The organism is Actinomyces massiliensis 4401292, assembly GCF_000269805.1.
Taxonomy (GTDB): Bacteria; Actinomycetota; Actinomycetes; order Actinomycetales; family Actinomycetaceae; genus Actinomyces; species Actinomyces massiliensis.
The window spans coordinates 100,304-127,104 of record NZ_JH711482.1 but is presented as its reverse complement, the minus strand read 5'-3'; the positions used below and the strand labels follow the sequence as shown (position 1 = coordinate 127,104).

Genomic DNA, 26,801 nt, shown 5'->3' with positions numbered 1-26,801 from the left:
GCCTTCTGCTCCGCTACTTCGCGGAAACGTCTGTTCGCGGAGGCCGATCGAGCAGGGGCTCAGGCGCATCAGCAGTCGCTTGAGGTTCATTCACGGCCAGCTGTTGGGACTTCTCCTCAGATAGGTTCTTTTGAAGTAATTCAGCAAGTTGATTGATCGCGTCATCGTCGGCCGCCTGGGAGAACATCCATGTAAGGTCCCGCCGCTCCGTGGTTACCGTGATGGTTCGGCGAATTTGATTATCATGCATCTCCGGTGGACGAACATTGCGAATCGACGTCAGGTCAAAGCAATCACCGAGCTTCCCCTCAGAGCGAAGCGTTTGCGGGTTGGCAGTGACGATGCGCTGGTCGGTGATGGCAATAAGAGAGGACAAGGCTAGCACATCGGGCGCGAGAGACTTCCAGCTGTTATCAACAACAGTATCTAGCATACCCGTTTGAGCAGCAAGCACACCGAGTTGATTGGAAATGTGCGAGAGCGCTAGCCCTCGCAGCACCTCACCGTCATCCAATAACCAACGAAGAACACGAAGATATGGATCAACGTCAAAATCAGCCGGTGCGCAAGTGACATCCGGGACTTTCAGCTCAGGCGTTCCAGGGTGGAAAGCGTTGATCAATGGCTCGATGACTTCCAGCAGTTTGGCGCACACCTCGCGAGATACCCGATCATCCTGGCGCCCCCACGGGAAGGACCAGGTGGAAGACCCCGAGATTTCAGTGATGAGATGAAGCTCGCGGGTGAGGTCGACCAAAAGGTCGATGGCCAGTTGGAACTGCTCGTCGAACTGTACTTTGGTGTCTCTAAGCGCCACGTCAGCCTGACGCGCCTCCAACGGGTCGGTAGTGCCGCGGGCTTGCAGGCGCGCAACATAAAGCGCCTGGTAGCCAACCTTTGCCTTCAAGGTCAGCAGCAGCGCCTGGGCATCGAAATAGATGGCCGCGGCATTCTTCTCGACGTACTGGCGTCGCTCCGCTTTCCGTGCGCTATGGAGCTTGTGGATGTGCTCTTGAACTTTCGTGGGGTAGAGGTCAAGCTGCTCTCGCAAAGTATGGTCATGCGGGGCGATGGTCTCCCATAAAGTCGGCGCAACGCCGCCAATCTGGCTCTTCGTGTTTGAGGGTGTTGTAGGTGGGGCTTGTCGGCTGGTTTAGGTGGTTGTTGTCAGGTGGTCTTTGAGGCGTTCGGTGTGGATGAGGCTGCGGATGGTGTAGTGGGTGAGGTTGCGGAAGTCCAGGGCGATGCCGCGTAGGTGCTCCAGGCGTCCGTTGATGGCTTCGGTGGGGCCGTTGGAGGTACCGGGGCGGTCGAAGTAGGCCAGGACGTCCTGGCTGCGGCTGATCAGGGTTCTGGCCAGGGTCTGGATCTCCTCCAGCCCGTCGGGGACGGCCTGCCTCAGGGAGTCGATGAGCCGTTGCATCAGGTACTTTCCCAGGCCCGCCTCCTCGGTGCGGTAGGCCTGGATGAGGCGCTGGTAGACGCCCCAGGCGGCCTGGACCGCGGCGTGGCGCTCATCAGCGAAGAGGTTCTCCAGGCGCTCGGCCTGGGCATCGGTGAGCAGGCCGGCCCCGGTGTGTAGGGTGCGCCGGGCCCGGTAGAGCCGGTCACCCGCCCGGCCCCGCCGCCCTGTGATCGCCCGCTGGATGCGGCGGCGGCACTGGTCGAGCTTGCTGGCAGCCAGGGACACGACATGGAAGGGGTCCATCACCGCCCGGGCCTGTGGGAGCTCCTCGCCGGCGGCGCTCTCGGGACCCGGTGAAACCGCCCCGTGGCTACCACCTCGACCCGCCCACGCCAGTCCTGGTCGCGCTGGGAGAGCCAGGTCTTGAGGACCTTCTTGGACCGACCCGGGACCACGTCCAGAAGCCGGGCCGGACCACTGCGGTCGCGCACGGGGGTCAGGTCGATCATGACGGTGACGTACCGGTCGCCCCGCCTGGTGTGGCGCCACACAGAGGGGGCACCTCCCGCACGGGAGCGAAGCGCGCGGGGGAATCGTCGACCCCGAGGACCTCCACCCCCTTGAATCGGTCGGGCGCCTCGTTGAGGATCTGCTTGGCTCGGGTCAGGATTGCGTTGTTGGCGGTGTGCCAGGAGATCCCCAGGGCGGCTGCTATGCGGGAGACCGACATGCACTCCAGGGCAAGGGCACGCAGCCCCACTCCACCGCCGAGCGCGTCAGCCGGGTCCTGGGCTCAGCCAAGGTGGAGGTGTCCTGTCTCCACACCCGGCGGCAGTGGGTGCAGGCGAAGCGCCGCACGCGCACCACCAGCTGCGTGGGTCTCCACCCCACCGGCACGTGGGCCAGGCGTCGGGCCACCGTCCCACGGGATACTCCCTGAGCGCCGCAGGCCTTGCAGAAGGGGTCCTCAAACCCGATCGGCATGCGGCACTCGATCACCGCGCGCTTGGCTGTGAGGTGCTGGCCCACCGCGGTCAGTCCCAGGGCAGCCAGCCCCAGGAAGGTCGTCAGATCAGGGCAGGCGAAGGTAGTCTCAGGCACGTCGAGGTCTCTCGTGACGGTTGTGTAGCAGCTCCCATCATCAGGAGACCTCGACCCCTACCTGGTGTAACGACGCACCCCCACCTATGCACTTCAATAGGCTCCGGCTACTACACCCTCAAACGCGAAGAGCCGCTTTTATGACGACAATTCACCTAATCCAGTCAAGCGCAAGCAGTAAAGTCCATACCCCTTCGCCATAGCCGCCATTGCCTCGATTTGCTATACTAAACAATGAATGGCAGCCAACACCGGACCATCACCACTGCATCGCCTCCGCCGCGTCAAAGCGGCCCTGCTGGCGGTCTCCCTCACCTTGGCCGGTATCCTCCTGATGATGCTCGCCGCCTGGCTTAATCACCTCGACCTCGGCACCTGGAGCTGGCTGCACAGCTTCCCGCTCACTGAGCTCGGTGGCACCCTGTTTGGCGCCGGTGTCCTGTCCACCTTGTTTGAGTACACCTTCCGTCGAGACCAAGAGCAGGCCACCATCGCTCAGTTCCGGCAGATCATCAGGGAGCAAGCTCCTACTATGCGTGATGCCGTCATCGACGGCTTCGCCATCCACCCGGACGACCTCAAACGCGTCGCCACGCCTGAGCTGCTCGATGACATCGCCGCCAACGTCATGGCCCTGCGCCTGGGCGACGACCAGTTCGCCCGGGAGCTCTATGCTGATATCCGCGACCAGGCCATCCGCGCCGCCGAGCGCTGGTACGACGTCGATGTCCGAGCCAGGCTCTCTGGTGCACCAGAGAGGAGTACTGTGCGTACTCCTCTCTTTGACCTAACGGTGGAGTGGGAGTACACCACCGTTCCCGCACACAGCATCCGCCGCTTCGCCTGTGTGTCGGATCGGGATGAGTACCGCCAGCTCCTCCTGGACGTCCCCGCAACCTCCGCCTGGCTGATGAAGCCGCGTCCGGGCATGGACGCCACCAGCCGCGATGCGTACGAGTTGCTCGAACTGACTGTCGACGGCCGCAGTCAACCTATCCAGCGCACCGTCACCGCCACCGGGCAGACCTACACCATCGAGCTCGACCGCCAAGTCTGCAGTGGCCAGCCCGTCCGCATCCGCCAAGTCTTCCGGACGGTGACGCCGATGTGGGGCCATCGGCTCTACTTTCAGGTCCCACAACCAGCACGCGGCTTCTCACTCCGCCTCGACTACACCGACACGACGATCGCTGAGCTCGCTATCACCGACAACCTACCAAGCGGCCGGGCCACGCAGCTCACCCGGTCGCCGGCTGCTGCGGCCGGGAAGGTCTCATCGGTCAATCTCGACGGCTGGCTCCTTCCCAAGGCCGGGTTCTCCGCCACCTGGGCTCTCCACGACGAACTGCCCCGCGACACCGAGCATCGCGAGGCAGCCTGACGATCTTTGATCTCAGTCGCCACCGCACAGCATGGCCATCGCCTCCCTTGATCTCTCGCTGCACCCAGGCTGCCGCCAGGAGTGGATTGCCCTGGTCGCGCTTCAGTCGCCACCCATGGCTCCCACCTCCTCGGGCTCGCATCCGTGCAGGTCACCCTTGATGCTACTCATAAGTCTGTAGACCTTCAAGTAGCGCATGGTGAGGCTATGGCCTTGTGGCGGTAGGAGATCTGCAGAGGACGGTAGGCGCGAACCTGCGCGCCTACCGTCTGTCTCAAGGTCTCAGCCAAGAAGCCTTCGCCGAGCTACTGGGTGTACACCGCACCTACATGGGTGGTGTTGAGCGAGGAGAACGCAACCTGACTCTGCAGAGCCTTGAGCGCATTGCCCAGACCATCGGGGTGGAGGCAGAGGAGCTGGTGAGGGAGCGGCGGTAGCGCCCCACGAGCTGTTAAACGAGAGGGGTAGTGGCGTACCCGCACTGACGCTCGTGGCCGAACCGTGACCAACGGCGCCGCTCCGTCCGCATCTGGCTCCTCGCTGGTCACCCTAGACTCGCGTCATGCCACGTGTTCCCTCCATTCGTTCGACTGTCGGAAGCCTTGGCTATCGCCTCAGTCTCGACGTGGTCGCAGCAAAGATCGCTGCGCTCGGAGTACCTGGTTTGGTACTCGTCGTCGCCATGACTGCTACTGGTTACACCGGTGCCGCTGCACTAACGACCGCACTTGCAGCACTTGGTCCCGGTGGCATGCTGGGAGGAGTCGCGACGCTTGGCGTCGGAGTACTGGTCTCGGACGCAGTCACAAAGTACGGGGCGCAGACCATATTCCTAGAGGTTACCAAAGAACTGAATCGGCGCGGCGAGACAACAAAAACGATCCTCGCCAAGGTTGAGCGAATGCCGTTGTCGTTGGAGCTCAAGACAAAAATCAGGGGTTCACTTGAGGAGTTGGAGCAGGTCAGACCGGAGAAGACTAATTGAAACCACGACAGTCTGCCCGACAACTTCATCCATCACAACACCAAAACTCTGCACCACATGAAATGTGGAAGCCAGATTTTCGGCCTATATACATGTAATTTATGTGAGGTATAATAGTTTTATGACACCTGACGCCATACCGTCAAATCGTTCGGAGAAGCTTATTCGTAACTCGACAGCCGAGTTCCTGATCTTCACTGCTCAAGAGGGCGTCGATTCGATTCAGGCGCGCTACGAAGAGGAGACGCTCTGGCTGACCAAGCAGCTAATGGCAGAACTGTTCGGTACGAGCCGAGCCAACATCTCCATCCATCTCCGCAACATCTATGAATCTGAAGAGTTGACAGAAGCGGCAACCTGTAAAGAATTTTTACAGGTTCGAACCGAAGGGTCACGCGAAGTCAGCAGACGCGTCCCTCACTACAATCTCGACGCCATCATCTCTGTCGGCTACCGTGTCAACTCAGTCCGAGCCACTCAGTTTCGCCAGTGGGCAACACGGGTACTGCGCGACTTCGCCATCCGCGGCTATGTCATCGACCGAGAGCGCATGGCCAACGGCACCTTCCTGGGAGAGGACTACTTCGAGCGACTCCTGGAGGAGATCCGCGAGATACGACTGTCTGAACGACGCTTCTACCAGAAGGTCACGGACATCTACGCCACCAGCGTGGACTACAACCGCGATGCTCCCACCACCAAGCGTTTCTTCGCCACCGTCCAGAACAAGCTGCACTACGCAGTCCACGGGCATACCGCTGCCGAGCTGATCCGTGAGCGCGCAGACGCAGACCGCCCTCACATGGGACTGACCACCTGGGGCGGTAGCCCTGATGGCAAGATCCTGCGAGGCGACGTGACGATAGGCAAGAACTACTTGACCCGCGAAGAACTTGAGGATCTTGGCCGGTTCGTCAACGCTTTCCTTGACCTCGCCGAATCACGAGCCCGACGTCATATCCCCATGACCATGGAAGACTGGGCCAAGCGCTTGGACGCCTTCCTCGATCTCGACGACCGCCAGGTCCTAGAAGGCGCAGGTCGTATCTCGAAAACCCAGGCAGACGACTACGCCTTGAGTGAGTTCGAGCGATTCCGGCTCATCCAGGATCGACACTACGTCAGCGACTTTGACCGACTCCAAAAGGACACGGAGGCAGCCGGTGGAGTGGCCCATCCGACCGTATCTGATGCGCCAGAAGGGGACTAAGGCAAGACATGTCTGAAAGTAACCACGCAGACGATGAGATCAGGCGTGTCGAATCACGTTTGCGCCAGGAACAGTTGATTCAGTCGAGTCTGTCGAACGGCGATAGCGCGTGGACTATCGTCTATGAGGACTGGCATCATGCTGAGGACCACGGTGGTCGGTACATCATGCTCTCTCAGCCGAGCATCCGCGAGCGAGTCCTGGCAGATGCTTGTTGGGACCTCATGAAGGGGGACGGGACCCCTGGCTTCTCTAAGTCTTACGAGGATGGCGAGCAGGTTACCGAATACTGTAGGACCGGCTGTGGTCCCGATATCGAGCCGCTCGTCATTGTGCAAGAATTCCACGGAGCGGTGCCTGATGCGCTCCTGATATCCGAAGAATTTCGCTTGCTCATGAATCTCTGGCTCGATCCCAAGACAGGCGACTATTATCGCATCGAGGATGATGGGTCTCGAGATCTCGCCATTCGTATCTCACTCAGTAAGATCGAGATCCGCACACCAATTCTCAAGCGCTACTTGGCAGCGAGACAACTTGATGCGGTAGTGTTCGTCGATTCTGTCGTGTCCGAGCCGATAGGCGACAATCACGACTATTCGCATCTCGATCTGGAACGAACCGTACAGGACAACTTCATTCTTAGCCGCAATATCGGCACTTTACATCGAGAGGAAATATTCTCTCGAGTTCTGGCGAAGCGGATCATCAAGGCTCCACCACAGCAGACGTGCGGTCTCTGGCCATGGGATAAAGTCTCAGCGAGTGAGTACCCCGAGTTCATTATCGGTGAAGATGACTACGGACGGCCAATCAAGTACACATGCAATCCGAAAGAACTGGGGAACTACTTCGGCGCCAATCCGGGGGCACCACATTATCTCACTCCTGTCTTCTTCAAGCCAGAGGTGCTCCAAAGGTACTACGATGACACCTCGCTTTACTCGGTCAAGGCCGGCCGCCTTTCATGTGCGCACAAATGGGGTGTCGAGATCGACAACGACACGCCAGGACGCGTCATGGTTTTTCTCGGCGACATTGGACGAGATATCCCAAGCGCACAGTGGCCGCACTGGCTGGCGCACAACGTCCCGCCGACAGGTCGCATGAGCGAATCACATTTCAGACGATCAATTTTAGGGCAATGGGTTGGTAGCGAGAGCCCAGAGCACCTCTTCAAGATTGCCTACCGAGATCTCCAAAACGCATGGAACGAAAACAAAGGCTGGACCCTCTATCGCTCGGATGACCAGCAAGTTTCCTCAGCCCTTCAGCGTCTAAGGATTCCACTGAACGAAACTGAGACGGAATTTCGCGATCAACTGTTGAATCTTGCACTCGTGCTCGTCGACCCGCTCAATGAGAAGAAATTGACCGCAGAGCTTCCAAAGATCGACAACGAGAAGGGTATCGCAAAACTCAAGCGGTATCTGGAGAATCACTCCTACTCGCACGTCGATCGAGATATCACCCTGCTACAGAAGATCCAGAAAATGAGGTCCCTGATCGCCGCGCACGCTTCAGGCTCAAGCGGACAAAATCTCATGAAGAAGGAGCTGGCCGAGGTTTCATCCAGTCAGTTCATTGCTGACATAATGACCAAGGCTACACAGATGATGCGCGACCTGGCCCAGTTAGCCCAGTCGGATGGCTCACGAAGAGCGATGACGTAGGTTGGAAATCATCGATGCTCCCTTTGGTTAACTGGTTGTGATGTTCAGTCACCAATATCCGAATACCACCGAAAGAGAACGACCATGCTTCAAAACTGGTTGTCGGTAATCAGCACCTTCTGCGCCACAATTGCCGCTATTACTGCCGTCCTCGCATTGCGGACCTCTAACAAACAGTTGAAGGCCAATGCGCTCCAGTATCAAGCCAACTATGAGCAAGACCGCTCAGATCGACGCCGACACCAAGCCGAGCAGCTCACCGCATGGGTCGACGAGGCACAAGAGCTCCAGATCCTCAGCAACACCTCAGGCAAGCCGATTTACGACGCGTGCCTGACATTCGTCATCAAGGACGGGGACGGGCGACACGCTCCCGTCGAGCAGGATCAGAATTACCGTCACACCTTCAGGAGCGTCCCACCCGGAGACTGGCAGTTTCCGTTCCCCCAAGGCTGGCGTGGTATGCATGCGTACCCCGGCGTTGAGCTCGCCTTCCGCGATGCCGCTGGCCACAACTGGCTTCGCACCTCACGTGGTGAACTCAAGGAGTTGGAAAAGAGCCCAATCGAGCACTACGACATTGGATATCCGTACGTTTCATACCGTCTGACGCAGGCTTGATCTGAGCAACCAATACGCATGAACTACGCATCAATACTACACGATGTCAAGGAGGGCGCTTCGCATGCTAATCTACCGAACCAATGAATGGAAAGGCTACGGGAGGCAGAACTACTATTGGAATGAGTACCGCCGCGAAGGCGACCAGGTCGTCAAGTACAAGTGTCATCGACAGAAGTTTTTCGATGGCGACGAGAACACATGGGATCGGGAAGAGAGCCTGGTCGAATCGTGGGCTCTAGACGACCCCTATATTCCAGACTGGCTGCGTCGGTATCTGTGAACTCGGCGTGCAGTCTTGAATCCTCTTACCTCTTGTGTGTAGCGGTGGCATCTACAATGGCAGCCTCACGTCAACGAGTTCCTGAGTCTCTCAGGCTATGCACATTTTCGCTCCTAGGGTCTCAAGATCCGCCATGCAGTCACCGCCGATATAGCGACGATGTAGAATAGGAGTACCCACATCGACACACGTGCCGCGCGCTTCCAGAGAGTATGTGGCGTGCGCTTTGCTTGCCGCCGCGTCAGCAGGGCAAAAATGAGCAACGACACGACGATGACGAGTTCACCGCCGAAGGCGAAGAGACTTACGCCTTGCTTGGCATTGAAGGGGATGACGCAGCGCTCGTCTAACGAGCGACCGAAGTCGCCACCCACATGTCGCGTAAGAACAGGAGTGAAGACCCAGTCACCAATAATCTCGTGACTGTATGGCTGCTTCGTGTATCCCGGCTCTGGGCATATAACCATAAAAAATATCCTCCAGCATGAATTATGCGGTCATGCTGGAGGATATTGTGAGCTACCGGCTGGCTTTTGTCAACTAGTAGGCGATGTGAATGAGGTAGACGCGCGCTCCCTTCTCGGCGTTCTCGATCCAGTCCCGACCGGACTCAGAGTAAGACCAGTATCGGTCGTACTGGGCGGGGGTGTGCTGAGAGACGAGCGGGTAGCCCTCAGGAGTGGAACCGGTGACGATGGCGAGGTGGTCGATCACGCCGTCAGCGCCGCTATTTTAGTCGTAGGCGATGATATCGCCAGGCTGGGCGCCTCCAGCAGTGTTGTCACTCCACTTCAGCTCGGTGATCGTCGCCATGCCAGTGTCGTTGACGAGGTAGTTCTTCAGGTAGTCCGTCCCGGTGGCCGCTCTGGGGTGTAGGAGATATGGCTTCTTGATGGAGAGCGAGGTAACGTTAGAAGTCTAATCGGAGGACTTAGGCAAACCTCCTGCCCACAGCGCCTGAGAGACGAACCAGGTGCAGTCGCTTTCGAAACGTGGCGCGGTACGCACATTGTCATGCGCCCACTGGACGGCTGCCGAACGGTTGTAGTTCTGCGACGGGGTGGCGGGCTTGGGCGCGGGTGCTGGTACCTCCTCTGTCTCGGTACACGCGCCGGTAACCGCCTCGTCACTCCCCGTCAACACCATGACGTCGGCAATGTAGGTGTCGGTCCCAGCCACCTTGTACCAGAGGTTGGAGGCTCCGTACGGGCCAGCGGCGATGCTGCCGTGGGTGGAGCAGCCCAGCGTCACCGTCGAGCCAGCAGGGATGGTCTTGACCACCGCCTTGTCGGTACTGGGCCCACTCCGCACATTCGCGTAGTCCCAGCCCGGTACGGAGAACACCGTCGCGGTCGCCTCCGTCGGCGCCGCCTGCGCGGCCGGAGCGATGGCAGTGAGTCCCAGGGTGGTGAGGAGTACGGCCGAGATGGTGGCCAGCCACCGCTTGGAGCGGGACGGAGGAGGGGTAAGGACAGGGTGGTGAGGGAGCTCATGATGAACCCTCCTTCCTGAGGGGCCTGACCTGGATGGGCCAGGCGATTCCGATAGGAGCCGATGTAGACAGTGGGCACTGAGACGCTGGGTCTCGCGCTAGTGGATCGACTGGCAGTGCCGAAGCGCTGCGGGGTTGCGGGATCTAGTCCCGTCCTGGGGAGGCTCTCGGCCTCCGAGCTGCGCTCACCTCCGTTGTGAGCCATGCCATAGCCTAGCACCTCTCAGGCAGCCCATACAACTCCATACATGTGGTAGCGCCCTATCTGGCGTCTTCTCAAGGGATAGTCGCCTTCCTCGACAATCCCTTGGGTTGCTAGTGTCTTGTGTTGTTAGTTTGTTTTTGGTTGGCATTTGGTGAGGATCTCGTCGGGGGTCTTGGTCCAGGTGAATGGGTGGCAGCGCTGGTTCCAGCCGTTGATGAAGGCGCGGATCTTGGTGTTGAGGTCCTTGACGGAGGTGAAGACTCCTCGGCGGATGGCCGCACGGTCGATGACGGAGAAGAAGATCTCGACCATGTTGAGCCAGGAGGCGCTGGTGGGGGTGAAGTGGACGTGGACGCGGGGGTTGGCCTCCAGCCAGGCGCGCACCTCGGGGGTCTTGTGGGTTGCGTAGTTGTCCATCACCAGGTGCAGCTCGTCGTCGGGGTAGGCGCGCGTGACCTGGCGCAGGAAGACGAGCAGCTCGGTACGGCGGTGGCGGGGCTTGCAGGCGGCTGTGACGCGGCCGGTGGCGACCTCCAGGGCGGCGAACAGGGTGGAGGTGGCGTGCCGGGTGTAGTCGTGGGTGCGCCGCTCGATCCTGCCCGGCGCCATGGGCAGCATCGGGGCGGTGCGGTCCAGGGCCTGGATCTGGGACTTCTCGTCGACGCACAGCACCACGGCGTTGTCCGGGGTGCCAGGTACAGGCCCACCACGTCGGTGACCTTGGCGACCAGCTCGGGATCGGTGGAGTACTTGAAGGTCCCCGACCTCCAGGGCTGGATCCCATAGCTGCGCCACACCCGCGCCACGGTGGCGTTGCCGATGCCCAGGTGACGGGCCAGCAGCCGGCTCGACCAATGCGTGACCCCGTACCTCTTGGGAGGTGGCGCCAAGGTAGCGGCCACGACCCGCTCCCGAGGCACCTGCCTGGGACGCCCCGAGCGGGGCGCGTCCTCCAGCCCCCGCACACCCCCGGCCTGGTAGCGGCGCCGCCAGGAGACCACCGTGGGGACGCTGACCCCCACCGCCTGCGCGATCCGACTGTTAGCCACCCCCTGAGCAGCCAGGAGCACGATCCGCGCCCGCCGCGCCAAACCAGCCGGCACCGTCGTGGCACGCAGCCAGGACTCGAGCACCTCCAGGTCACCCTCACGCAGAACCAGTCCAGGAGCAGGTCTATTCGCCATACCCCCCATCATCCTAAACACCAACCACAAAACAACTAACGACACGCGACACTAGGTTTCCGGCGATGGTGCTGGTATTACCCGCCACGCCCAGGAGCTGTGCCAGCTGGCCGCCGTCCGGGGACGATGCCTCGAGGTCGATGCGCTCAAGCCCTTCAGGGACAGCGCCGAACACGGCCGCCACACCGGGGAACACCTCGACGATGGCGGTGGGATCAGTGCGCTCACTGTCGGCTGTACTGCTGCTTGGCTCAGAGATCATCGCCCTTTGCGACTCACTCCGGTGCTGTTCGGGGTCGGCTGGCGTGCTCGCTTTGGTGCCGTTCATGGGATGTCTTTCGGGATGGAGGGGAAATGAAGGGGAGGAAGGGCTGGCAGGCCATCACGTGCTGGGGCTGCGCCGCTGCACGGCATTGTGGCTGCTGGCCTCAGTGAGCTGAAGTCTAGCGCCGGCAACGCCCTCAGCGTTCCGGCGCCTCCTATCAGGAGGAGGCTCTGATCTGAGAATCGACTATGCGTGCCAGCCCGTGCATGAGCCGCAGGTTCATCAGGAGGCCCGCGCCTATGGCGACGGTGAGTACCGCTAGCATCACGTAGTTCACCGTGTGCATGGCGAACATGGCGCATAGGGCCACCAGCACCAGTGGCATCGTGAACACGGCCGTCCTACTCCCCGGCGCCCACCCGGGGAAGACGAGCGCCTCCCGAATGTGGATGATGAGGTGCAGGGCGTACGCGATGAACGTGGCAGCCACCACCTCGATGGACCCGATCAGGACCCCGGCCAGCAGGATGAGGCTGGAGACCACGAACTCCTCACAGATCATCGCGGCAACCGCCTCGGTCGATGGGCAGTGATCGGCGCCGGCTATGAAGACCTCGGCCTCATAGCGCCCATCCCCCGCGTGCTTGCCGATATATGGCCGGACGAAGATGATCTCCTCGAACTCGTGCACCATGAACAGCACGATCGTGATGAATGCGAATCCTCCGATACCCAATCCCAACCTCCTGGAAGAACACATGATGCGGGTGGAGTTTCGATGCGGAACGTAGTGGGGTGAACTGCTGTGATCGACACCCGGTACTCACGATGCGGGCATTGTGCGGGTTTGAGCAAGGAGAAGTCGTAGTGCCCCCGGCGGGACTCGAACCCGCACGCCCGCAGGCAGCGACTTTTAAGGTCGCGGTGTCTACCGATTCCACCACGAGGGCTGGGCACACCCGAAGTCTCTCCGGGAGCCGGTACCCCCACTGGGATTCGAACCCAGGACCATGTGCTTATCAGGCACGCACGAGGTATAAGCTCGCTGCTCTAACCGCTGAGCTATGGGGGCCCGTCGGAGCTGGGAAGGATGGCCCTTCCGTTCCGACGTCCGAACCCTACCGCAGCACCCGATCCCCGGACGCACCGAGCGCGAGAACCACCGCCCGCCTACGCTGTGGGCGAGCACCCCGCCGGGGCCTCCCGTCTTGCCCAGGAGTGACGATGAAACTTGCTCAGCGCGCCCGCATGGCCCAGCCCTTCCACGCCATGTCCATTGGCGCACGCGCGCGCCAGATCGAGGCGGCGGGCGGTCATGTGTCCAAACTGAGTCTGGGCGAGCCGGACTTCGGCGCGCCACCCGGTGTGCACGAGGCCATGCGCGCCACCATGGACGGCCGCCCCCTGCCCTACACGCCCGCAGCGGGACTGCCCGCCCTGCGCGAGGCCGTCGCCGACCTGTACGCGTCGCGGCACCGGGTGAGCGTGGACCCGCGCAGGATCCTCATCACCGCCGGAGCCTCGGCGGGCCTTCTGCTGGCCACGGCCCTGACCACCGAGCCCGGCGACGACGTCGTCATGGCGGATCCGTGCTACCCCTGCAATCGCGAGTTGGTCCAGGCTTTCGGCGGCCGCGTGGTCCTGGCCCCCACGAGCGCCTCCAGCCGCTATCAGCTCGACGTCGAGTCGATGAAGGCGGCCTGGACCCCGGCCACGAGCGCCGTCATGCTCGCCACGCCGTCGAACCCGACGGGCACGACCATCCCCTTCGACGAGCTGGCACGCATCTGCGAACAGGCGCAGGCGCGCGGCGCCTGGCGGATCGTCGATGAGATCTACCTGTCACTGGCGGATCCCGACCCCGAGGGTCATCCGGCCCGCACAGCGCTGGAGGCCGATCCGGAAGCCATCATCGTCTCCAGCTTCTCGAAGTACTTCGGGATGACGGGCTGGCGCCTGGGCTGGCTGGTACTGCCCGAGGAACTGCTGGAGGCCGCTGACAACCTGGCCGTCAACTTCTTCCTGTGCGCTTCCACGCCCACGCAGATGGCGGCACTGGCCTGCTTCACGCCCGAGGCCCTGGCCTCCTGCGAGGCCCGGCGAGTCGAGCTGCTGGCACGGCGCGGCATCGTCCTGGACGGCCTGAAGAGGATCGGACTGCCGGTACCGGCCAAGCCCGACGGCGCCTTCTACGCCTACTTCGACGTCTCGGACACAGGACTGGACTCGACGACATTCTGCATGCGAGCCCTGGAGGAGGCGCATGTGGCCCTGACGCCGGGAGTGGACTTCGGCCCCGCCATGGCCGACACGCATGTGCGCCTGTCCTACGCGGCATCGCGCGCCGAGCTCGCCGAGGGCATGAGACGGCTCGAGGGCTTCGTGCGCCCGCTGGGCTGACCGAGTCCCGCTCCCGGCCCGCCCTCGGTGCCCACGACTTGACCTGGAGCGGGCTCCAGGGAGCACGCTGGCCCGCATGGAGACGATCGAACTCTGCAGTAATAGCCCGAATGACGCCCTGATGGTGCCGCCGCTGGCGGTGGGCACGATGTACTTCGGCACCCGCGTCGCCCCGACCATCGCGCACGAGATCCTCGACGCCGCGCTCGACACCGGCGCGACGTTTCTGGACACCGCGAACAACTACGCCTTCTGGGTCGAGGACGGAACCGGTGACGAGTCCGAGACGGTCCTCGGCGACTGGTTCGACGCGCGCCCCGGCGCCCGCGAGCAGGTCGTCCTGGCGACCAAGATCGGCGCGCGCCCGCGGCCGGGCACCAGGAGCCTGGACGAGGCCCTCGGCCTGTCGGCGCCCGCAGTGCGGGAGCAGACGGAGCACAGCCTGATGCGCCTGCGCACCGATCGCATCGACGTGCTCTACGCCCACATCGACGACACCCGGGTGCCGATCGAGGAGACCGTGGGAGCCCTTCAGGAGGAGGTCCGCCGCGGCACGGCCCGAGTGATCGCCTGCTCCAACATCACCTCCTCGCGACTCGGGGCCGGACTGCGCGCCGCTGCGGACGGCCCGCGCTACTCCGTCGTCCAGCAGCGCTTCACCTACCTGACCGCCGCGCCCGGCGCGGACCTGTCTCCCCACGTGCTCCTCGACGACGACCTCATCGACCTCGCCGTCGGCCAGCACCTCAGTCTAGCCGGCTACTCGCCGCTGCTCGGCGGCGCCTACACCCGGGACGATCGTCGACTGCCCGACGCCTACCAGCACGGTGCGACCGCCTCGCAGCTCGCCGCACTCGCACGTGCGGCGGACTCGACGGGACTGGACGCGGGCCAGGTCGTGCTGGCGTGGATGGCGGGCAGGGCCGTGCCCGTGCTCCCCGTGGTCGGGGTGTCCACCAGGGCCCAGCTCGACTCGGCCGTGCGGGCGATGAGCGCCCCGCTGCCCGCGGCCGTGCTGGCCGACCTGGAGAGCGCACGCGGAACGGTATGATGGCCGGCGCCCGGAATCACGACTGCACGATCGGCGCGGCCGCCGAGCATCTCGGCCTGAGCGTTGACGCCCTAAGGTACTACGAGCGCGCCGGCGTCATTCCTCCGGCTGCTCGCGACGCGGGCGGCCGGCGCCGTTACGGGCCCGAGGAGCTGCACCTGCTGGACGTCCTGATCCACCTGCGCGACACCGGCATGCCCCTGGCCAGGATCGCCGAGTTCACCAGGCTCGTGCAGCAAGACCCCAACGGCGTGCCCGAGCGCCTCGCGCTGCTGAGGGACCATCGGGAGGCCATCATCGAGCGCATGGCGCGTCTGGCCCTGTCGCTGAGCGTCGTCGACGACAAGATCGCGGACTACAGCGCCCGCCTCGACGCCGATTCCACGGGCGAGGGTCGCTAGAGGCCCGCCGCCCCCTGGTTCGTCCTCCCGGCAGTGACTAGACTCTCCCCGGTCAGTGGTGCACCCACACAGCGGACGAACCAGGCGATGATCCATGTTCCTCTCGTGTTGCCCCTCCTCCCCCCTCGCAGCGAGCATCCTCACCAGCGACAACAGCGCCGACGCCGGCGGAGGAGAAGCCAATCTCGTCCTCCCCGACCTGTCCGGCGTCCTCGTCTCCTGGGGGCTGAGCGGGCGGCTTCTGCTCCTGATGGGCATCGGAGTGTGCCTGCTCGGCCTGGGCTTCGGCACGGTCACCTTCCTGCGCCTGCGCAGAGCCCCCGTGCACTCATCAATGCTGGAGGTCGCCGAGACCATTTACTCCACCTGTCAGGCGTACCTGATCCGGCAGGGACGCTTCCTGATGATCCTGTGGGCCTTCATCACCGCCGTCATCATCGTCTACTACAAGGCGCTGGTCGGCTTCGGGTGGGCCAGGGTCGGCATCGTCGTGGTCTTCTCCCTGCTCGGGATGGGCGGCTCATACTGCGTGGCGTGGTTCGGAATCCGGGTCAACACCTTCGCCAACGCCCGGACCGCCTTCGCCTCCTTGCGCGGCAAGCCGCATGAGGTGCACCGGATACCGCTTCGATCGGGCATGAGCATCGGCATGGTGCTCATCAGTCTCGAACTGCTGATGATGCTGGTAATCCTGCTGTTCCTGCCCGCCGATGTGGCCGGCGCCTGCTTCATCGGCTTCGCCATCGGCGAGTCGCTCGGGGCATCGGCCCTGCGCATCGCCGGCGGCATCTTCACCAAGATCGCCGACATCGGCGCCGATCTGATGAAGATCGTCTTCAAGATCGACGAGGACGACCCGCGCAATCCCGGCGTCATCGCGGACTGCACCGGCGACAACGCGGGCGACTCGGTGGGCCCCAGCGCCGACGGCTTCGAGACCTATGGCGTCACCGGCGTCGCCCTGGTCACCTTCGTACTGCTGGCAGTCCCGGACGCCGGGCTCCAGGCGATGCTGCTGGTGTGGATCTTCACGGTGCGCGCCGCGATGATCCTGGCCGCCTGGGCCGCCTACGGGATCAACGCGGCCTGGTGCCGAGCGCGCTTCGGGGACGCCGAGCGGATGAACTTCGAGACTCCGCTGACCACACTGGTATGGCTCACCAGCGCCCTGTGCATCACGCTGACCTACCTGTCCACCTGGCTCGTCCTGGGCGGTCAGGGCGCTGGACTGTGGCTGCGCCTGGCCACGATCATCACCTGCGGAACCCTCGCGGGGGCGCTCATCCCCGAGCTGGTCAAGGTCTTCACCTCCACCGGCTCCCAGCACGTTCGCGAGACCGTCAAGTCCTCGCGCCAGGGCGGCGCCAGCCTGAACATCCTTTCCGGGGTCGTGGCGGGCAACTTCTCCGCCTTCTGGTTGGGCATCACCGTCGTGGGCCTCATGGGCGGCGCCTTCCTCCTGTCCGGTTCCGAACTGGAGGGGATCATGGTGGCACCGGCCGTCTTCGCCTTCGGCCTGGTCGCCTTCGGATTCCTGGGCATGGGACCGGTGACCATCGCCGTCGACTCCTACGGGCCCGTCACCGACAACGCCCAGAGCGTCTACGAGCTCTCACGGATCGAGGACCTCGACGGCATCGACGAGGAGCTGCACCGCGACTTCGGCCTCACTGCGCGCTGGGAGAGGGCCAAGTTCCTCCTCGAGGACAACGACGGAGCCGGCAACACGTTCAAGGCAACGGCGAAGCCCGTTCTCATCGGAACCGCGGTCGTGGGCGCCACCACCATGATCTTCTCGATCATCATCGGGCTGACCGATCACCTGACCAGGGGCATCGAGAATCTCTCCCTCATGCACGCCCCCTTCCTTCTGGGACTGATCACCGGAGGAGCCGTGGTGTTCTGGTTCTCCGGGGCCTCCATTCAGGCGGTAACCACCGGCGCCAACAGGGCCGTCGCCTTCATCAAGGAGTCGATTCACCTGGACACGGGAGCCGAGCGGGCCTCCGTGGAGGATTCCAGGCGGGTCGTCGAGATCTGCACCCAGTACGCCCAGCAGGGAATGCTCACGATCTTTCTCGCGGTCTTCTTCGCGACGCTGTCCCTGGCCTTCGTCGAGCCCTTCTTCTTCATCGGCTACCTGGTGTCGATCGCCGTTTTCGGGCTGTATCAGGCCATCTACATGGCCAACGCGGGAGGTGCGTGGGACAACGCCAAGAAAGTCGTCGAAGTCGATCTGCACATGAAGGGAACCGCCCTGCACGACGCCTCGATCGTGGGCGACACCGTCGGCGATCCCTTCAAGGACACCTCATCGGTGGCCCTGAACCCGATCATCAAGTTCACGACTCTCTTCGGCCTGCTCGCCGTCGAGCTCGCCGCCAGCCTCTCCGAACAGGGGCTGGGGACTCTGGTGCATGTACTGGCGGCGGCTTTCTTCCTCGTGTCCCTCTTCTTCGTCCACCGCTCCTTCTACGGCATGAGGATCCCCGCTCGCACAAGCGGCGACGACAACATCGACGAGATCCTGGCGGAGGACTGAGAATCCATGGAGGTAAGGTCATGAGGATCGCCATCAAATACGACGACATCGACATCTCGTCGGGAGGGCGCGTCGCAGGTCATGAGGCGGGCGACACCCTGGTACGGCGATTGCTGAGGATCTTCCCCGAGTCGACCGTCATCGCCCCGGTTCCCCGCCAGAGCGAGGACTTCGACGTCGTCCCCCTGGAGGGACTCGACCCGACGGATCTGGTCGTCATCAACATGGATGCGGTGGACTCCCCCCATGTCTGGCAAGTCCTCTCCCGCGCCCCCGGAACGGCGCCGGGCACGGTGGCGGAGCCGCGCATCATGAACTTCGTCTGGCGCCCGATGCCCTCGGACGCCCCCAAGGCCCACATGGCGACGCTCGCGTTGTCGTGCGCCCTGTTCCCCACCTTCGCGGACTCCCAGCGCACCGCCAACGAGGTGCGCGAACTCGTGGCGAAGTGGACCGCCCAGCATTTGTATGAGAAATCCAGGCTCTCATGGGTCAATCTCGGATTCCGCCTTGACCACATCCAGCCCCGCACCTACTCGGATGTGCCGATCGTGCTGTATCCGTCGATCTATCTGACGCGCGGCAAGCACCCGGAGCAGTTCTTCCGGGTCATCGAACAGGTTCGCCGGGCAGTTCCGCTCAGGGTCGAGATGCGTCTGCAGGAGGACAGCCTCGTCTCGGAGGCCGCTATGAGCATCTCGCAGCGGGACTGGGTGTGGATGGGGCCGCTGACCGCCACCAGACGGTCCTACTGGGAGGCCCTGGCACGGACAACCGCCTTCCTCGCGACCGCGGACAAGGAGTCCTACGGCCTGCTCTATGTGGAGGCGCTGGGCGCGGGCGTCATCGGCGTCCTGCCCGACAGGGAGTGGGCGCGCGCCCTCGTCCCGCCGTCCTACCCCTTCATCTACCGCGACCTCGACGAGGCGGCGACGATGCTGACCCGGGCGCTCAGGGAGCCGGAGGCCTGCCGCAGGAAGATGGACGAGGCCGCAGGCGGATCCTTCTCGTCCTGGATCGCCAATCATCACTCCGACGACGCCTTCGACAAGGCGATCATGTCACGGGTTACCGAGTGGTTCGGCCACTGACCTCGGTCCTCCCAACGACGACGAGCGGGCCGACCGGGCCAACAACGTCGAATATCCTTGAACGCCTCGGGCACCCTGATGGGCGATGATGGATGATGCCAAAGGGCGACCGATCTCGGTCCGGGAATCCCGCCGGACTCCGCCGTTCCCATGAACATGAAAGTGATGCCTCTGCGCACTTTTCACACTGATCCCCACGCCGACCCTGCTGTGGAACCAACGTACTTTTCCAACGTGAACGTGCCTTTCTCCCATCCTTCTGAGGATAAAGCCTAGAAGTATGGGAGAAAGGCCCGTTTACGTGGCGAACTGCCGTTGACGTTGGGCGCTCCACCCATCGGTCCCGATTCGCGCCCCTCAGGGGGGCGTCTCTAGTGGCCTTGGGCTTCTTCGGCGTCGTCGGTGAGGTAGGAGATGCGTCTGACGAGGTCGAAGGGGTCGGAGGTGTCGGTGGTGGTCAGGGTGCCGGAGATCGGCTGGGCGGGCCCGCCGCCTACGGAGTAGGTGGCCGTCCAGGTGGTGGTCAGGCTGATGACCACGCCCTTGGCGGTGTGGGAGTACTTGTGAAAAACCGTCTGATCAGGGTAGGCAGCCCCCGGATCCGTAGTCGTGGTCGTGGCCCCATCGCCCCAGTCCCAGGCATAGGACACCGGAGTAGCCACAATGGTCACCGGGGCTCCCCCAACCTCAGTCTCCAAGGTCTGGGAATCCCCCGAGGTGTAGACAATCACGATCTTGGACACCAACGCCTTGGCGCCCGGGGGCTGGCGTGTAATGCCTGATCCGTTGGCCATGACTTTAGAAACATCCGAGGACGTGACCACGACGGGCACGCCGGCTGCCCCTGCAGCTTCCACGGCGGCGGGTTCTTCGGGCGCGGACTGGGGTCTATTGAGGAGCATTAACATTAGATCGACCGCTTTTGACGTGCAAAATACGCGAGCTAGCCCTGTTTCCGGCAGGCAGTCATCCACAGTCTTCGAGAATTCCTCCACAAGCGGATCACCGACCCCCTCCCCCACAGAAGCCTCCCCACCCTGCACCACCGGAGCAGGCACCGCCTCAGGAACCGTATCAGGGTCGATCACACGCGTACGAATACGGGTAACCCCAACAGAATCCCCACTTCCTTCAGAAGAAAAAACTTCATCGTCACTATCTCCTACAGCGGTCGACGAGATCATCATCTGCACCACCAAAGCCACAGCAAGTACAGCACTTACTTTGTTAAAATTCCTCATTCCACCTCCCCCTCTCGAATGATCCAGTGCCCGTCCGTGTATTTCATGGCAAAAATAATTACCGTGTACGAATGAGGTTCCGCGACCTCGGGCTCTCCTCCAGTTCCGTCATATGTATACGTGGTATCTCTATCGAAGGCGATGTCCACTCGGGAGTACTCGCTGCCGGGGCCGGGATCGGAGTAACCCGACTGAACAACAGTTTGAGCCCATGGGTCACGCCACCCGCCGGATTCGTGGAGTTCTTTCACATTGGTGATCACCGAGTTGCAGAACAGGCAGTCCTGCCGACTCATCGACTTCCACTGCTCCAGGTCCCCCGTGGCATACACATAGGGATACAACTGAACGAAGTAAGTCGCCGTCGCAATAGCACCCTCAGAGGAATTCTCATCCATATTCTCCGGTTTTTCCGGAGCCGGCATCGCCAGGGCCGCCTCACGCGCCGCCGCCTGATCGGCAGGAAGGTCCACCGTCGGAGATGCCGTCGCAGAGGCAGACACAGCAGAAGCCGACGGACCGCCACCACCACGGACATCATCACCGCCCCTGCTACACGCCGCCAGCGCTCCCATAGCCCCCAAGGCCCCCGACGCACTCAGCACCACAACCAACACCGCCCGCAGACAACTGTCTCCGGCACGGCGAACACGGCTTCTTCCGGCACGGCAGACGTGCACACAGAGACGGAACCAGACCGGGACAGCCATCATCATCACCACTATCAACAACGACGATTCAGGGAAAACAGGCATCCATGACCTTCGCGGCCCCACCCAGCGCCTCAGCACCACTCAGGACCGAACAGGCATCACAGCAACACTGTAGCGACCCCCTTGTGAGGACCGCCACCCTCACAAACCCTTCTGTGGAAAACTCCAGGGCATGCCGCATTCCTACACGTCCCTGATACCCGACTGGTCGGCGTCTACCATGGCGTTATGACCGACTCCGCTGCGATCGCACGCCTCAAAGCCGAAGCCGCACAGGCCGCCGCCGACGCCGCCGCAGCCAAGGCGGCCGCCGCTCAAGCCGCCCTTGACGCCGCACTCGCGACTGGCGACCCCGACCACCCCGAACCGCGGGCCGAAGAATCCGCTCAGGCGGCAACGGACGCTCCCGCAGAGCCGAGCAGTGAACAGGCCGAGCAGGCCGAATCGAACGGGCAGGACACGGCCCCGCCGTCGAACACCACTGAAGCACCGCCGTCACAGACGGAGCCCGCGCCACCCGCCGACGCCCCAAGCTCAGAGCACACAGAGAACGCTCAGAGCACTGAAGACACCGGGGAAACCAGAAGCGCTGATGGCTCCGGGGATACGGGGTATACGGCCCAGGTGCGCTCCGGCTACAGCTTCTCCTCCCCCACCCTGCCGGTGGGCACCTACCTGGACACCCTCACCGGGGGCGACCCGGCACCGGTGCCGGGGTTGAACGTCGGCATCCCCCTGGGACTGCTCAACCGGCACGCCCTGGTGGCGGGCGCCACCGGAACCGGTAAGACCCGCACCCTCCAGATGCTCGCCGAGGGCCTGTCAGGCGCGGGCGTTCCGGTCTTCCTGGCCGACGTCAAGGGAGACCTGACCGGCCTGGCCGAGCCCGGCGCCACCAGTGAGAAGCTGGCCGCCCGCCTGGCCTCCACCGGGCAGGCATGGGAGGGGCGCTCCTTCCCCATCGAGCTGTTCACCTTGGGCGGTGGGCCGCAGTCGGGCGCGGGCGCCATCAGCGGCACGCCCATCCGCACCACCGTCACCGAGTTCGGGCCGGTCCTGCTCTCGCGCGTCCTGGGACTGAACGACACCCAGACCTCTGCCCTCCAGCTGGTCTTCCACTGGGCCGACTCCCAGGGGCTGGCCCTGCTGGACCTGAAGGACCTGCGCGCCGTCGTCGACTACCTGACCAATTCCGACGCCGGCAAGGAGGAGCTGAAGACCATCGGCGGTGTCTCGGCCGCTTCGGCCGGGGTCATCCTGCGCGAGATCGCCGCCCTGGAGGCGGCCGGCGGCGAGGCGTTCTTCGGGGAGCCCGCCCTGGACGTGCACGACCTCATGCGTATCTCCCCCGACGGCAAGGGCATCATCTCCGCCCTGGAGCTGGCCGACATCCAGTCCCAGGGGACGCTGTTCTCCACCTTCCTCATGTGGCTGCTGGCCGAGCTCTTCGAGACCCTGCCGGAGGTGGGCGACCCGGACAAGCCCACCATGGTGTTCTTCTTCGACGAGGCGCACCTGCTGTTCTCGGGCGCCTCCAAGGCCTTCCTGGAGGCCGTGGTGCGCACCGTCCGCCTGATCCGCTCCAAGGGCGTCGGCATCGTCTTCATCACCCAGTCGCCCACGGACGTGCCCGACGAGGTCCTGGCCCAGCTGGGAAGCCGTGTCCAGCACGCCCTGCGCGCTCATACCCCGGCCGACGCCGCGAACCTGAAGAAGGCAGTCTCCACCTTCCCGGTCAGTCCCCTGGACCTGAGCCGCGTGCTCACCTCGCTCGGGACCGGGCAGGCCGTGGTAAGCGTCCTGGACGAGAAGGGCCGCCCGGCACCGGTGGCGCCGGTGGTGATCAACGCGCCTGCCGCTGTCATGGGTCCGGCCTCGGAGTCCACCGTCTCCCAGGTCCTGAGTTCCTCGCCCCTGAAGCCCAAGTACGCCGACACGGTGGACAACGAGTCCGCCTACGAGCTGCTGGCCGCCAGGGTCCAGGCGGACGCCCAGGCCGCCGAGGAGGCGCGCGCAGCCGAGGAAGCCGCCAAGGAACAGGCCAAGGCCGAGGCGGCAGCCGCCAAAGCTGCGGAGAAAGAGGCGGCCAAGGAGGCGGCCCGCCAGGAGAAGGAGGCCGAAAGGCTGGAGCGGGAGGCTGCCAAGGAGGCCGAGCGCCGCCAGCGTGAGGCCGAAAGGACCGCAGAGCGTCGCAAGCGCGAGGTGGAGAAGACCATCGGCAGTGTGGGCCGCCAGATCACCCGCGAGATCACCCGATCGATCTTCGGCACCCTGCGGCGGCGTTGAGTCGAATCGCAATAAGCCAAGGAGCAGCGCATGAATCACGACCGTGCCCCGAACCGGCGCAGAGCCCTCCTCGGCCTAATGCTTCTTCCGACGGTGGCCGGTGCAAGCGCAGTTCTGAGCGGGTGCCGCAGTCCGGCTGGACGCACCAGCAGCGCTAGCGCATCTGCCACCGTTGACGCCTCTGGTCCGCAGCTGGTCACGTCGCGCGACGATCTGGTTTCACCCCGGCCTGAGGCCTGGGAATCGTGGACATTGGTATCTCCTGACACGATTGAGGTCAGCTTCTGGGGTCTGCCCGCTATGTGCCAGGCCATCTATGTCGAGCTCATTGAGACGGATGATGATGTGACGATCAACCTGACCATCGGCGATCCTTCAAACGGGACGCAATGTGACGCCGTCACCACCCGCACATGGTGCCGAGTGACGCTGAGCAGGGAATTGGGAGACCGGCAGGTGCGGCAGGACAATGCTTGATCAGCCCGACTAGCCCGGCCAGTTCAGCCAGCTCAATGCGCGACTCGCTCGGGCGGGCGGTGCACCGGTCAGCCGCTGGATGGGGCATTGGATGGGGCATATGGTCCTCATGCCGCCTCGGGAGCGGGTATAGAGGGTAAGGGGGGAGTAATTTCCCATGGGGTGGCTGTTCTACATCACTTCCATGTCACTATATGGTTGACTGGTCGAGTCGTCACCGAGCGGTCTCGACACGACCGAACCTGGTCAGCGACCAGCTTCCAAATATGTTCCTGAACCCTACCGGCGTCCCTGACCAGCCGGGGCGCCTCTTCTTGATGAGGGGATTTCATGCGCATGTCCATCACCCTGATTTCGCGCCTGACGGGACTGGCCTCAGCTGTCCTCCTGACCGCTGGCGCCCTGAGCGCCCCGGCCGCCGCCGCACAAGCTCAGCCCGCTCAGTCTGTGGAGCAGAACGGCGTCTGCGAGTATGGCGAGATCTGCCTTTACTATGGCAGCGACGCCACCGGGTCGCTCTCAGACTTCTCATCCGATCATGGCATCGACGACTACGGCGACTCTCCGACGGACTGCTACAAGTTCATCAGCCCAGGAGCCGGGCAGGGCCAGTGCATCAAGAACAACGCCGAGTCGCTCGTCGACAACAGCGACCTCGACGTGAGCATGCATACCTCGGGGCCCGCCGAAGGGCACACCTACATGACCCAGCTCTTCGGCATGACCTCTTCCTACCCCTCCTACCCCCAGAACTTCGACGACTACCTCAAGAATTACAACGGTGGCCACGTGGTATTCAAAGGGATATGAGGCAGCTGCTACGGGAAAACCTGTGACCTAACCTCACGCACACCATGCGAGCCGCCCTGGACGGTGGAGTATCTGCTGTTCCGTTACCTTGTTGGTGGTCCGGAGTTAGCTCGGGGCTGGGCCCGTCTGGGCCGACATGATGATTTGCCGCTCATGTCCGTAGACGATCTGAGACTCCTATGTTGCGTATCAAACGGCGGCGGGCAGTCGATGGGTGGGGTGAATCGTAGAGGGCGCCGTTTCGGATCATGGCGTGCAGGCTGACCTGACTCGTGACACTTTGGTGGGGTCTGGGTTTTGAGGTGGGTTTTTCGTTGATGTTGCGTGGTGGTTGTGGGTGTGCTGGCACACTAAGGGGCCGGTAGGGTGGGGGTGGTGAGCCCGTTTCTGCGTAAGGTCAAGACAGTCTCAGGGGCGATGGCGGTGCAGATCGCGGTCAAGGAAGGGCGCCGGGACAAGGTCATCGAGCACCTGGGATCGGCCCACACCCAGGCCGAGCTGGCTGCTCTGATGGAGATCGGCCGGCACCGCATTGCCCCGGACCAGCTGGCCCTGGAGCTGACCCCCACACCACCAGCGGTCCAGGGGTTTCCAAGAGTCTCAGTCCCGGTCGGCACTGACGCGGTGGTGGCCTCCAAGCGCTCGGGCCTGCTGTGGGACGTCCTGCACAGGGCGTATAACTGCCTGGGCCTGGGGGATGCTACTGGGGGTGATCGGGCGTTTGAGCAGATGGTTCTGGCGCGTTTGATCGAGCCGACATCCAAGGCCCAGGTGCCCCGCGTGCTGGGTGATCTGGGACTGGAGTCGGTCAGCGTGCGGACCTTGTTCCGCTCCCTGGCCCGAGCCCAGGAGCGGGGCTACCGCGAGAGCCTGTCTGGGGCCCTGTTCGAGCACGTCACCACCAGTGGGGGCCTGGCCCTGTGCCTGTATGACGTGACCACGCTCTACTTCGAGGCCGAGCGTGAGGACGACCTGCGCAAGGTCGGCTACTCCAAGGAGAGGAGGGTCGATCCTCAGGTCATCGTCGGGCTGCTGGTCGATCGTCATGGTTTCCCTCTCCAGGTCGGCTGCTGGGAGGGGAACAAGGCTGAGACCGCCACGATCATCCCCATCGTGGAGGCCTTCCAGGCCGCCCACGGCATCGCCGACCTCGTCATCGTCGCTGACGCAGGCATGCTGTCAGCATCGAACCTGAGTGCGTTGGATGAGGCGAGGCTGCGGTTCATCGTCGGTTCACGCACCACCCACGCCCCGGGCGACCTGGAGGCCCACTTCCGCTGGAGCGGGGACGCCTTCACCGACGGGCAGGTCATCGACACCATCACCCCCAGAAGAGGCTCGAACACCGAGCGGGACAAGAGTCGCAAGTCCGAGCCGGTATGGGCCCCGCACACCCATCCAGGCTCATGGAGAGCGGTATGGGCCTACTCCAAGAAGCGTGCGGCCCGGGACAACCAGACCCTGACCCCTCAGGCCAACCGCGCCAGGGCCGTCATCGCCGGCGAGAAGCGTCCCAAGAACACGCGTTTTGTCACCGTCCGTCAAGGCGATCAGGTCCTTGATGAGGCCTCCATCGCCAGGGCCAGGCCCCTGGTGGGGCTCAAGGGCTACGTCACCAACATTCCTGCACGCTTGATGGACGCCAGCGAGGTCATCTCCTCCTACCACGAGCTGTGGCACGCCCGAGCAGTCCTTTGCGGATGAGCAAGCACGACCTGAGAGCCCGCCCCGTCTTCCACCACACCCGAGACGCCATCGAAGCCCACCTGACCATGGTCATGGCCTCCCTGACCGTAGCCCGCCACCTCCAGGAGGCCACCGGGATCAGCATCAAACGCGTCATCCGCGCCCTCAAACCCCTCCAGGACGTCACCATCAACCTCAACGACCACCACCTCACCGCCGCACCACAACTAACCCCCAAGGCCGAGCAAATTCTCACCGCCCTGAGCACCCCACCCCCAGCACACTAACCGTCATGAGT

The 26,801-nt window shown here is 63.3% G+C and carries 22 protein-coding genes, 2 tRNA genes and 3 pseudogenes; 16 read left to right on the top strand and 11 right to left on the bottom strand.

The features are described 5' to 3' along the window. Window positions 1–13: 13 nt before the first annotated feature. Entirely contained in the window at window positions 14–1,051 is a 1,038-nt protein-coding gene (locus tag W5W_RS16135; RefSeq protein WP_154650313.1) for a hypothetical protein, read from the bottom strand. Window positions 1,052–1,153: 102 nt separating this feature from the next. After that, a pseudogene (locus tag W5W_RS15740) lies at window positions 1,154–2,506 on the bottom strand (ISL3 family transposase). Window positions 2,507–2,744: 238 nt separating this feature from the next. Here W5W_RS15740 and W5W_RS0109010 point away from each other — a divergent pair. From W5W_RS0109010 to W5W_RS0108980, 7 genes are all read left to right on the top strand, one after another. Then, complete coding sequence (locus tag W5W_RS0109010; protein WP_017195175.1) at window positions 2,745–3,887, top strand: hypothetical protein; 1,143 nt, start codon at window positions 2,745–2,747, stop codon at window positions 3,885–3,887. A gap of 215 nt (window positions 3,888–4,102) precedes the next feature. Beyond that, window positions 4,103–4,324, top strand: coding sequence for a helix-turn-helix domain-containing protein (locus W5W_RS0109005; protein ID WP_017195174.1), 222 nt, complete (start codon window positions 4,103–4,105; stop codon window positions 4,322–4,324). Window positions 4,325–4,449: 125 nt separating this feature from the next. Beyond that, window positions 4,450–4,872: a hypothetical protein gene (locus tag W5W_RS15735; RefSeq protein ID WP_081486237.1), complete on the top strand. Its 423-nt coding sequence runs from the start codon at window positions 4,450–4,452 to the stop codon at window positions 4,870–4,872. A 121-nt stretch (window positions 4,873–4,993) separates the two neighbouring features. Beyond that, window positions 4,994–6,082, top strand: a complete 1,089-nt coding sequence (locus W5W_RS0108995) for a virulence RhuM family protein (RefSeq protein WP_017195172.1) — start codon at window positions 4,994–4,996, stop codon at window positions 6,080–6,082. A gap of 8 nt (window positions 6,083–6,090) precedes the next feature. Next, window positions 6,091–7,755 (top strand): hypothetical protein, encoded by a 1,665-nt coding sequence (locus W5W_RS0108990; RefSeq protein ID WP_050980387.1) that lies wholly within the window; start codon window positions 6,091–6,093, stop codon window positions 7,753–7,755. Between the two features lie 84 nt (window positions 7,756–7,839). Further along, window positions 7,840–8,376, top strand: coding sequence for a hypothetical protein (locus W5W_RS0108985; protein ID WP_017195170.1), 537 nt, complete (start codon window positions 7,840–7,842; stop codon window positions 8,374–8,376). A gap of 64 nt (window positions 8,377–8,440) precedes the next feature. Continuing rightward, a complete protein-coding gene (locus tag W5W_RS0108980; protein ID WP_017195169.1) occupies window positions 8,441–8,659 on the top strand; it encodes a hypothetical protein in 219 nt (72 codons plus the stop codon). Window positions 8,660–9,199: 540 nt separating this feature from the next. On the opposite strand, the gene W5W_RS16130 is transcribed toward W5W_RS0108980, so the two are convergent. The 7 genes and pseudogenes from W5W_RS16130 to W5W_RS0108935 all read right to left on the bottom strand — a co-directional run bounded on the left by W5W_RS16130 (window position 9,200) and on the right by W5W_RS0108935 (window position 12,877). Further along, a complete protein-coding gene (locus tag W5W_RS16130; RefSeq protein WP_017195167.1) occupies window positions 9,200–9,373 on the bottom strand; it encodes an amidase domain-containing protein in 174 nt (57 codons plus the stop codon). A gap of 204 nt (window positions 9,374–9,577) precedes the next feature. Next, window positions 9,578–9,970, bottom strand: a complete 393-nt coding sequence (locus W5W_RS15270) for an SH3 domain-containing protein (protein WP_274517143.1) — start codon at window positions 9,968–9,970, stop codon at window positions 9,578–9,580. Window positions 9,971–10,466: 496 nt separating this feature from the next. Continuing rightward, window positions 10,467–11,540 (bottom strand): annotated as a pseudogene (locus W5W_RS14865) (IS630 family transposase). A 13-nt stretch (window positions 11,541–11,553) separates the two neighbouring features. Then, window positions 11,554–11,868 carry a hypothetical protein gene (locus W5W_RS0108950; RefSeq protein WP_017195164.1) on the bottom strand — a complete coding sequence of 105 codons (315 nt, stop codon included), beginning with the start codon at window positions 11,866–11,868 and terminating at the stop codon, window positions 11,554–11,556. Between the two features lie 154 nt (window positions 11,869–12,022). Beyond that, entirely contained in the window at window positions 12,023–12,541 is a 519-nt protein-coding gene (locus W5W_RS0108945; protein ID WP_017195163.1) for an HXXEE domain-containing protein, read from the bottom strand. A 132-nt stretch (window positions 12,542–12,673) separates the two neighbouring features. Continuing rightward, window positions 12,674–12,755 (bottom strand) — tRNA-Leu (locus W5W_RS0108940). Between the two features lie 31 nt (window positions 12,756–12,786). Further along, a tRNA-Ile gene (locus tag W5W_RS0108935) sits at window positions 12,787–12,877 on the bottom strand. A 152-nt stretch (window positions 12,878–13,029) separates the two neighbouring features. Between W5W_RS0108935 and W5W_RS0108930 the strand changes: the two genes are divergently transcribed. The 5 genes from W5W_RS0108930 (at window position 13,030) to W5W_RS0108910 (ending at window position 19,290) form a co-directional block, all read left to right on the top strand. Further along, window positions 13,030–14,205: an aminotransferase class I/II-fold pyridoxal phosphate-dependent enzyme gene (locus tag W5W_RS0108930; RefSeq protein ID WP_017195162.1), complete on the top strand. Its 1,176-nt coding sequence runs from the start codon at window positions 13,030–13,032 to the stop codon at window positions 14,203–14,205. 76 nt (window positions 14,206–14,281) lie between these two features. Next, window positions 14,282–15,256 (top strand): aldo/keto reductase, encoded by a 975-nt coding sequence (locus tag W5W_RS0108925; RefSeq protein WP_017195161.1) that lies wholly within the window; start codon window positions 14,282–14,284, stop codon window positions 15,254–15,256. Beyond that, a complete protein-coding gene (locus W5W_RS0108920) occupies window positions 15,256–15,657 on the top strand; it encodes a MerR family transcriptional regulator (protein ID WP_238533319.1) in 402 nt (133 codons plus the stop codon). The genes W5W_RS0108925 and W5W_RS0108920 overlap by 1 nt, the downstream gene beginning before the upstream one ends. Before the next feature lie 94 nt (window positions 15,658–15,751). Next, window positions 15,752–18,199 (top strand): sodium-translocating pyrophosphatase, encoded by a 2,448-nt coding sequence (locus W5W_RS0108915; RefSeq protein WP_017195159.1) that lies wholly within the window; start codon window positions 15,752–15,754, stop codon window positions 18,197–18,199. A gap of 20 nt (window positions 18,200–18,219) precedes the next feature. Further along, window positions 18,220–19,290 carry a glycosyltransferase gene (locus W5W_RS0108910; protein WP_017195158.1) on the top strand — a complete coding sequence of 357 codons (1,071 nt, stop codon included), beginning with the start codon at window positions 18,220–18,222 and terminating at the stop codon, window positions 19,288–19,290. 371 nt (window positions 19,291–19,661) lie between these two features. Here W5W_RS0108910 and W5W_RS0108905 read toward each other — a convergent pair whose 3' ends face one another. Further along, on the bottom strand, window positions 19,662–20,147 hold the full coding sequence (locus W5W_RS0108905; RefSeq protein WP_238533318.1) for a hypothetical protein: 486 nt from the start codon (window positions 20,145–20,147) through the stop codon (window positions 19,662–19,664). A gap of 380 nt (window positions 20,148–20,527) precedes the next feature. Next, window positions 20,528–21,034, bottom strand: coding sequence for a DUF6318 family protein (locus tag W5W_RS14860; RefSeq protein WP_017195156.1), 507 nt, complete (start codon window positions 21,032–21,034; stop codon window positions 20,528–20,530). A 438-nt stretch (window positions 21,035–21,472) separates the two neighbouring features. Between W5W_RS14860 and W5W_RS0108895 the strand changes: the two genes are divergently transcribed. The 4 genes and pseudogenes from W5W_RS0108895 to W5W_RS14855 all read left to right on the top strand — a co-directional run bounded on the left by W5W_RS0108895 (window position 21,473) and on the right by W5W_RS14855 (window position 26,790). After that, window positions 21,473–23,530 (top strand): helicase HerA-like domain-containing protein, encoded by a 2,058-nt coding sequence (locus W5W_RS0108895; RefSeq protein ID WP_017195155.1) that lies wholly within the window; start codon window positions 21,473–21,475, stop codon window positions 23,528–23,530. A gap of 30 nt (window positions 23,531–23,560) precedes the next feature. After that, window positions 23,561–24,007: a hypothetical protein gene (locus W5W_RS16125; protein ID WP_154650311.1), complete on the top strand. Its 447-nt coding sequence runs from the start codon at window positions 23,561–23,563 to the stop codon at window positions 24,005–24,007. A gap of 330 nt (window positions 24,008–24,337) precedes the next feature. Further along, window positions 24,338–24,817, top strand: a complete 480-nt coding sequence (locus tag W5W_RS0108885) for a peptidase inhibitor family I36 protein (RefSeq protein ID WP_017195153.1) — start codon at window positions 24,338–24,340, stop codon at window positions 24,815–24,817. Between the two features lie 417 nt (window positions 24,818–25,234). Beyond that, window positions 25,235–26,790, top strand: a pseudogene (locus W5W_RS14855) (IS1634 family transposase). Window positions 26,791–26,801: the final 11 nt, after the last annotated feature.

Excerpts from the sequence above, each read along its gene's own strand:
- W5W_RS0108990 (WP_050980387.1), top strand. The coding sequence starts at position 6,091 with ATGTCTGAAAGTAACCACGCAGACGATGAGATCAGGCGTGTCGAATCA.
- W5W_RS16125 (WP_154650311.1), top strand. The coding sequence starts at position 23,561 with ATGAATCACGACCGTGCCCCGAACCGGCGCAGAGCCCTCCTCGGCCTA.
- W5W_RS0108930 (WP_017195162.1), top strand. The coding sequence starts at position 13,030 with ATGAAACTTGCTCAGCGCGCCCGCATGGCCCAGCCCTTCCACGCCATG.
- W5W_RS0108910 (WP_017195158.1), top strand. The coding sequence starts at position 18,220 with ATGAGGATCGCCATCAAATACGACGACATCGACATCTCGTCGGGAGGG.
- W5W_RS0109010 (WP_017195175.1), top strand. The coding sequence starts at position 2,745 with ATGGCAGCCAACACCGGACCATCACCACTGCATCGCCTCCGCCGCGTC.
- W5W_RS0108915 (WP_017195159.1), top strand. The coding sequence starts at position 15,752 with ATGTTCCTCTCGTGTTGCCCCTCCTCCCCCCTCGCAGCGAGCATCCTC.
- W5W_RS0108995 (WP_017195172.1), top strand. The coding sequence starts at position 4,994 with ATGACACCTGACGCCATACCGTCAAATCGTTCGGAGAAGCTTATTCGT.
- W5W_RS0108925 (WP_017195161.1), top strand. The coding sequence starts at position 14,282 with ATGGAGACGATCGAACTCTGCAGTAATAGCCCGAATGACGCCCTGATG.
- W5W_RS0108895 (WP_017195155.1), top strand. The coding sequence starts at position 21,473 with ATGACCGACTCCGCTGCGATCGCACGCCTCAAAGCCGAAGCCGCACAG.
- W5W_RS0108885 (WP_017195153.1), top strand. The coding sequence starts at position 24,338 with ATGCGCATGTCCATCACCCTGATTTCGCGCCTGACGGGACTGGCCTCA.
- W5W_RS0108985 (WP_017195170.1), top strand. The coding sequence starts at position 7,840 with ATGCTTCAAAACTGGTTGTCGGTAATCAGCACCTTCTGCGCCACAATT.
- W5W_RS0108920 (WP_238533319.1), top strand. The coding sequence starts at position 15,256 with ATGGCCGGCGCCCGGAATCACGACTGCACGATCGGCGCGGCCGCCGAG.
- W5W_RS0108950 (WP_017195164.1), bottom strand. The coding sequence starts at position 11,868 with ATGAACGGCACCAAAGCGAGCACGCCAGCCGACCCCGAACAGCACCGG.
- W5W_RS0108980 (WP_017195169.1), top strand. The coding sequence starts at position 8,441 with ATGCTAATCTACCGAACCAATGAATGGAAAGGCTACGGGAGGCAGAAC.
- W5W_RS15735 (WP_081486237.1), top strand. The coding sequence starts at position 4,450 with ATGCCACGTGTTCCCTCCATTCGTTCGACTGTCGGAAGCCTTGGCTAT.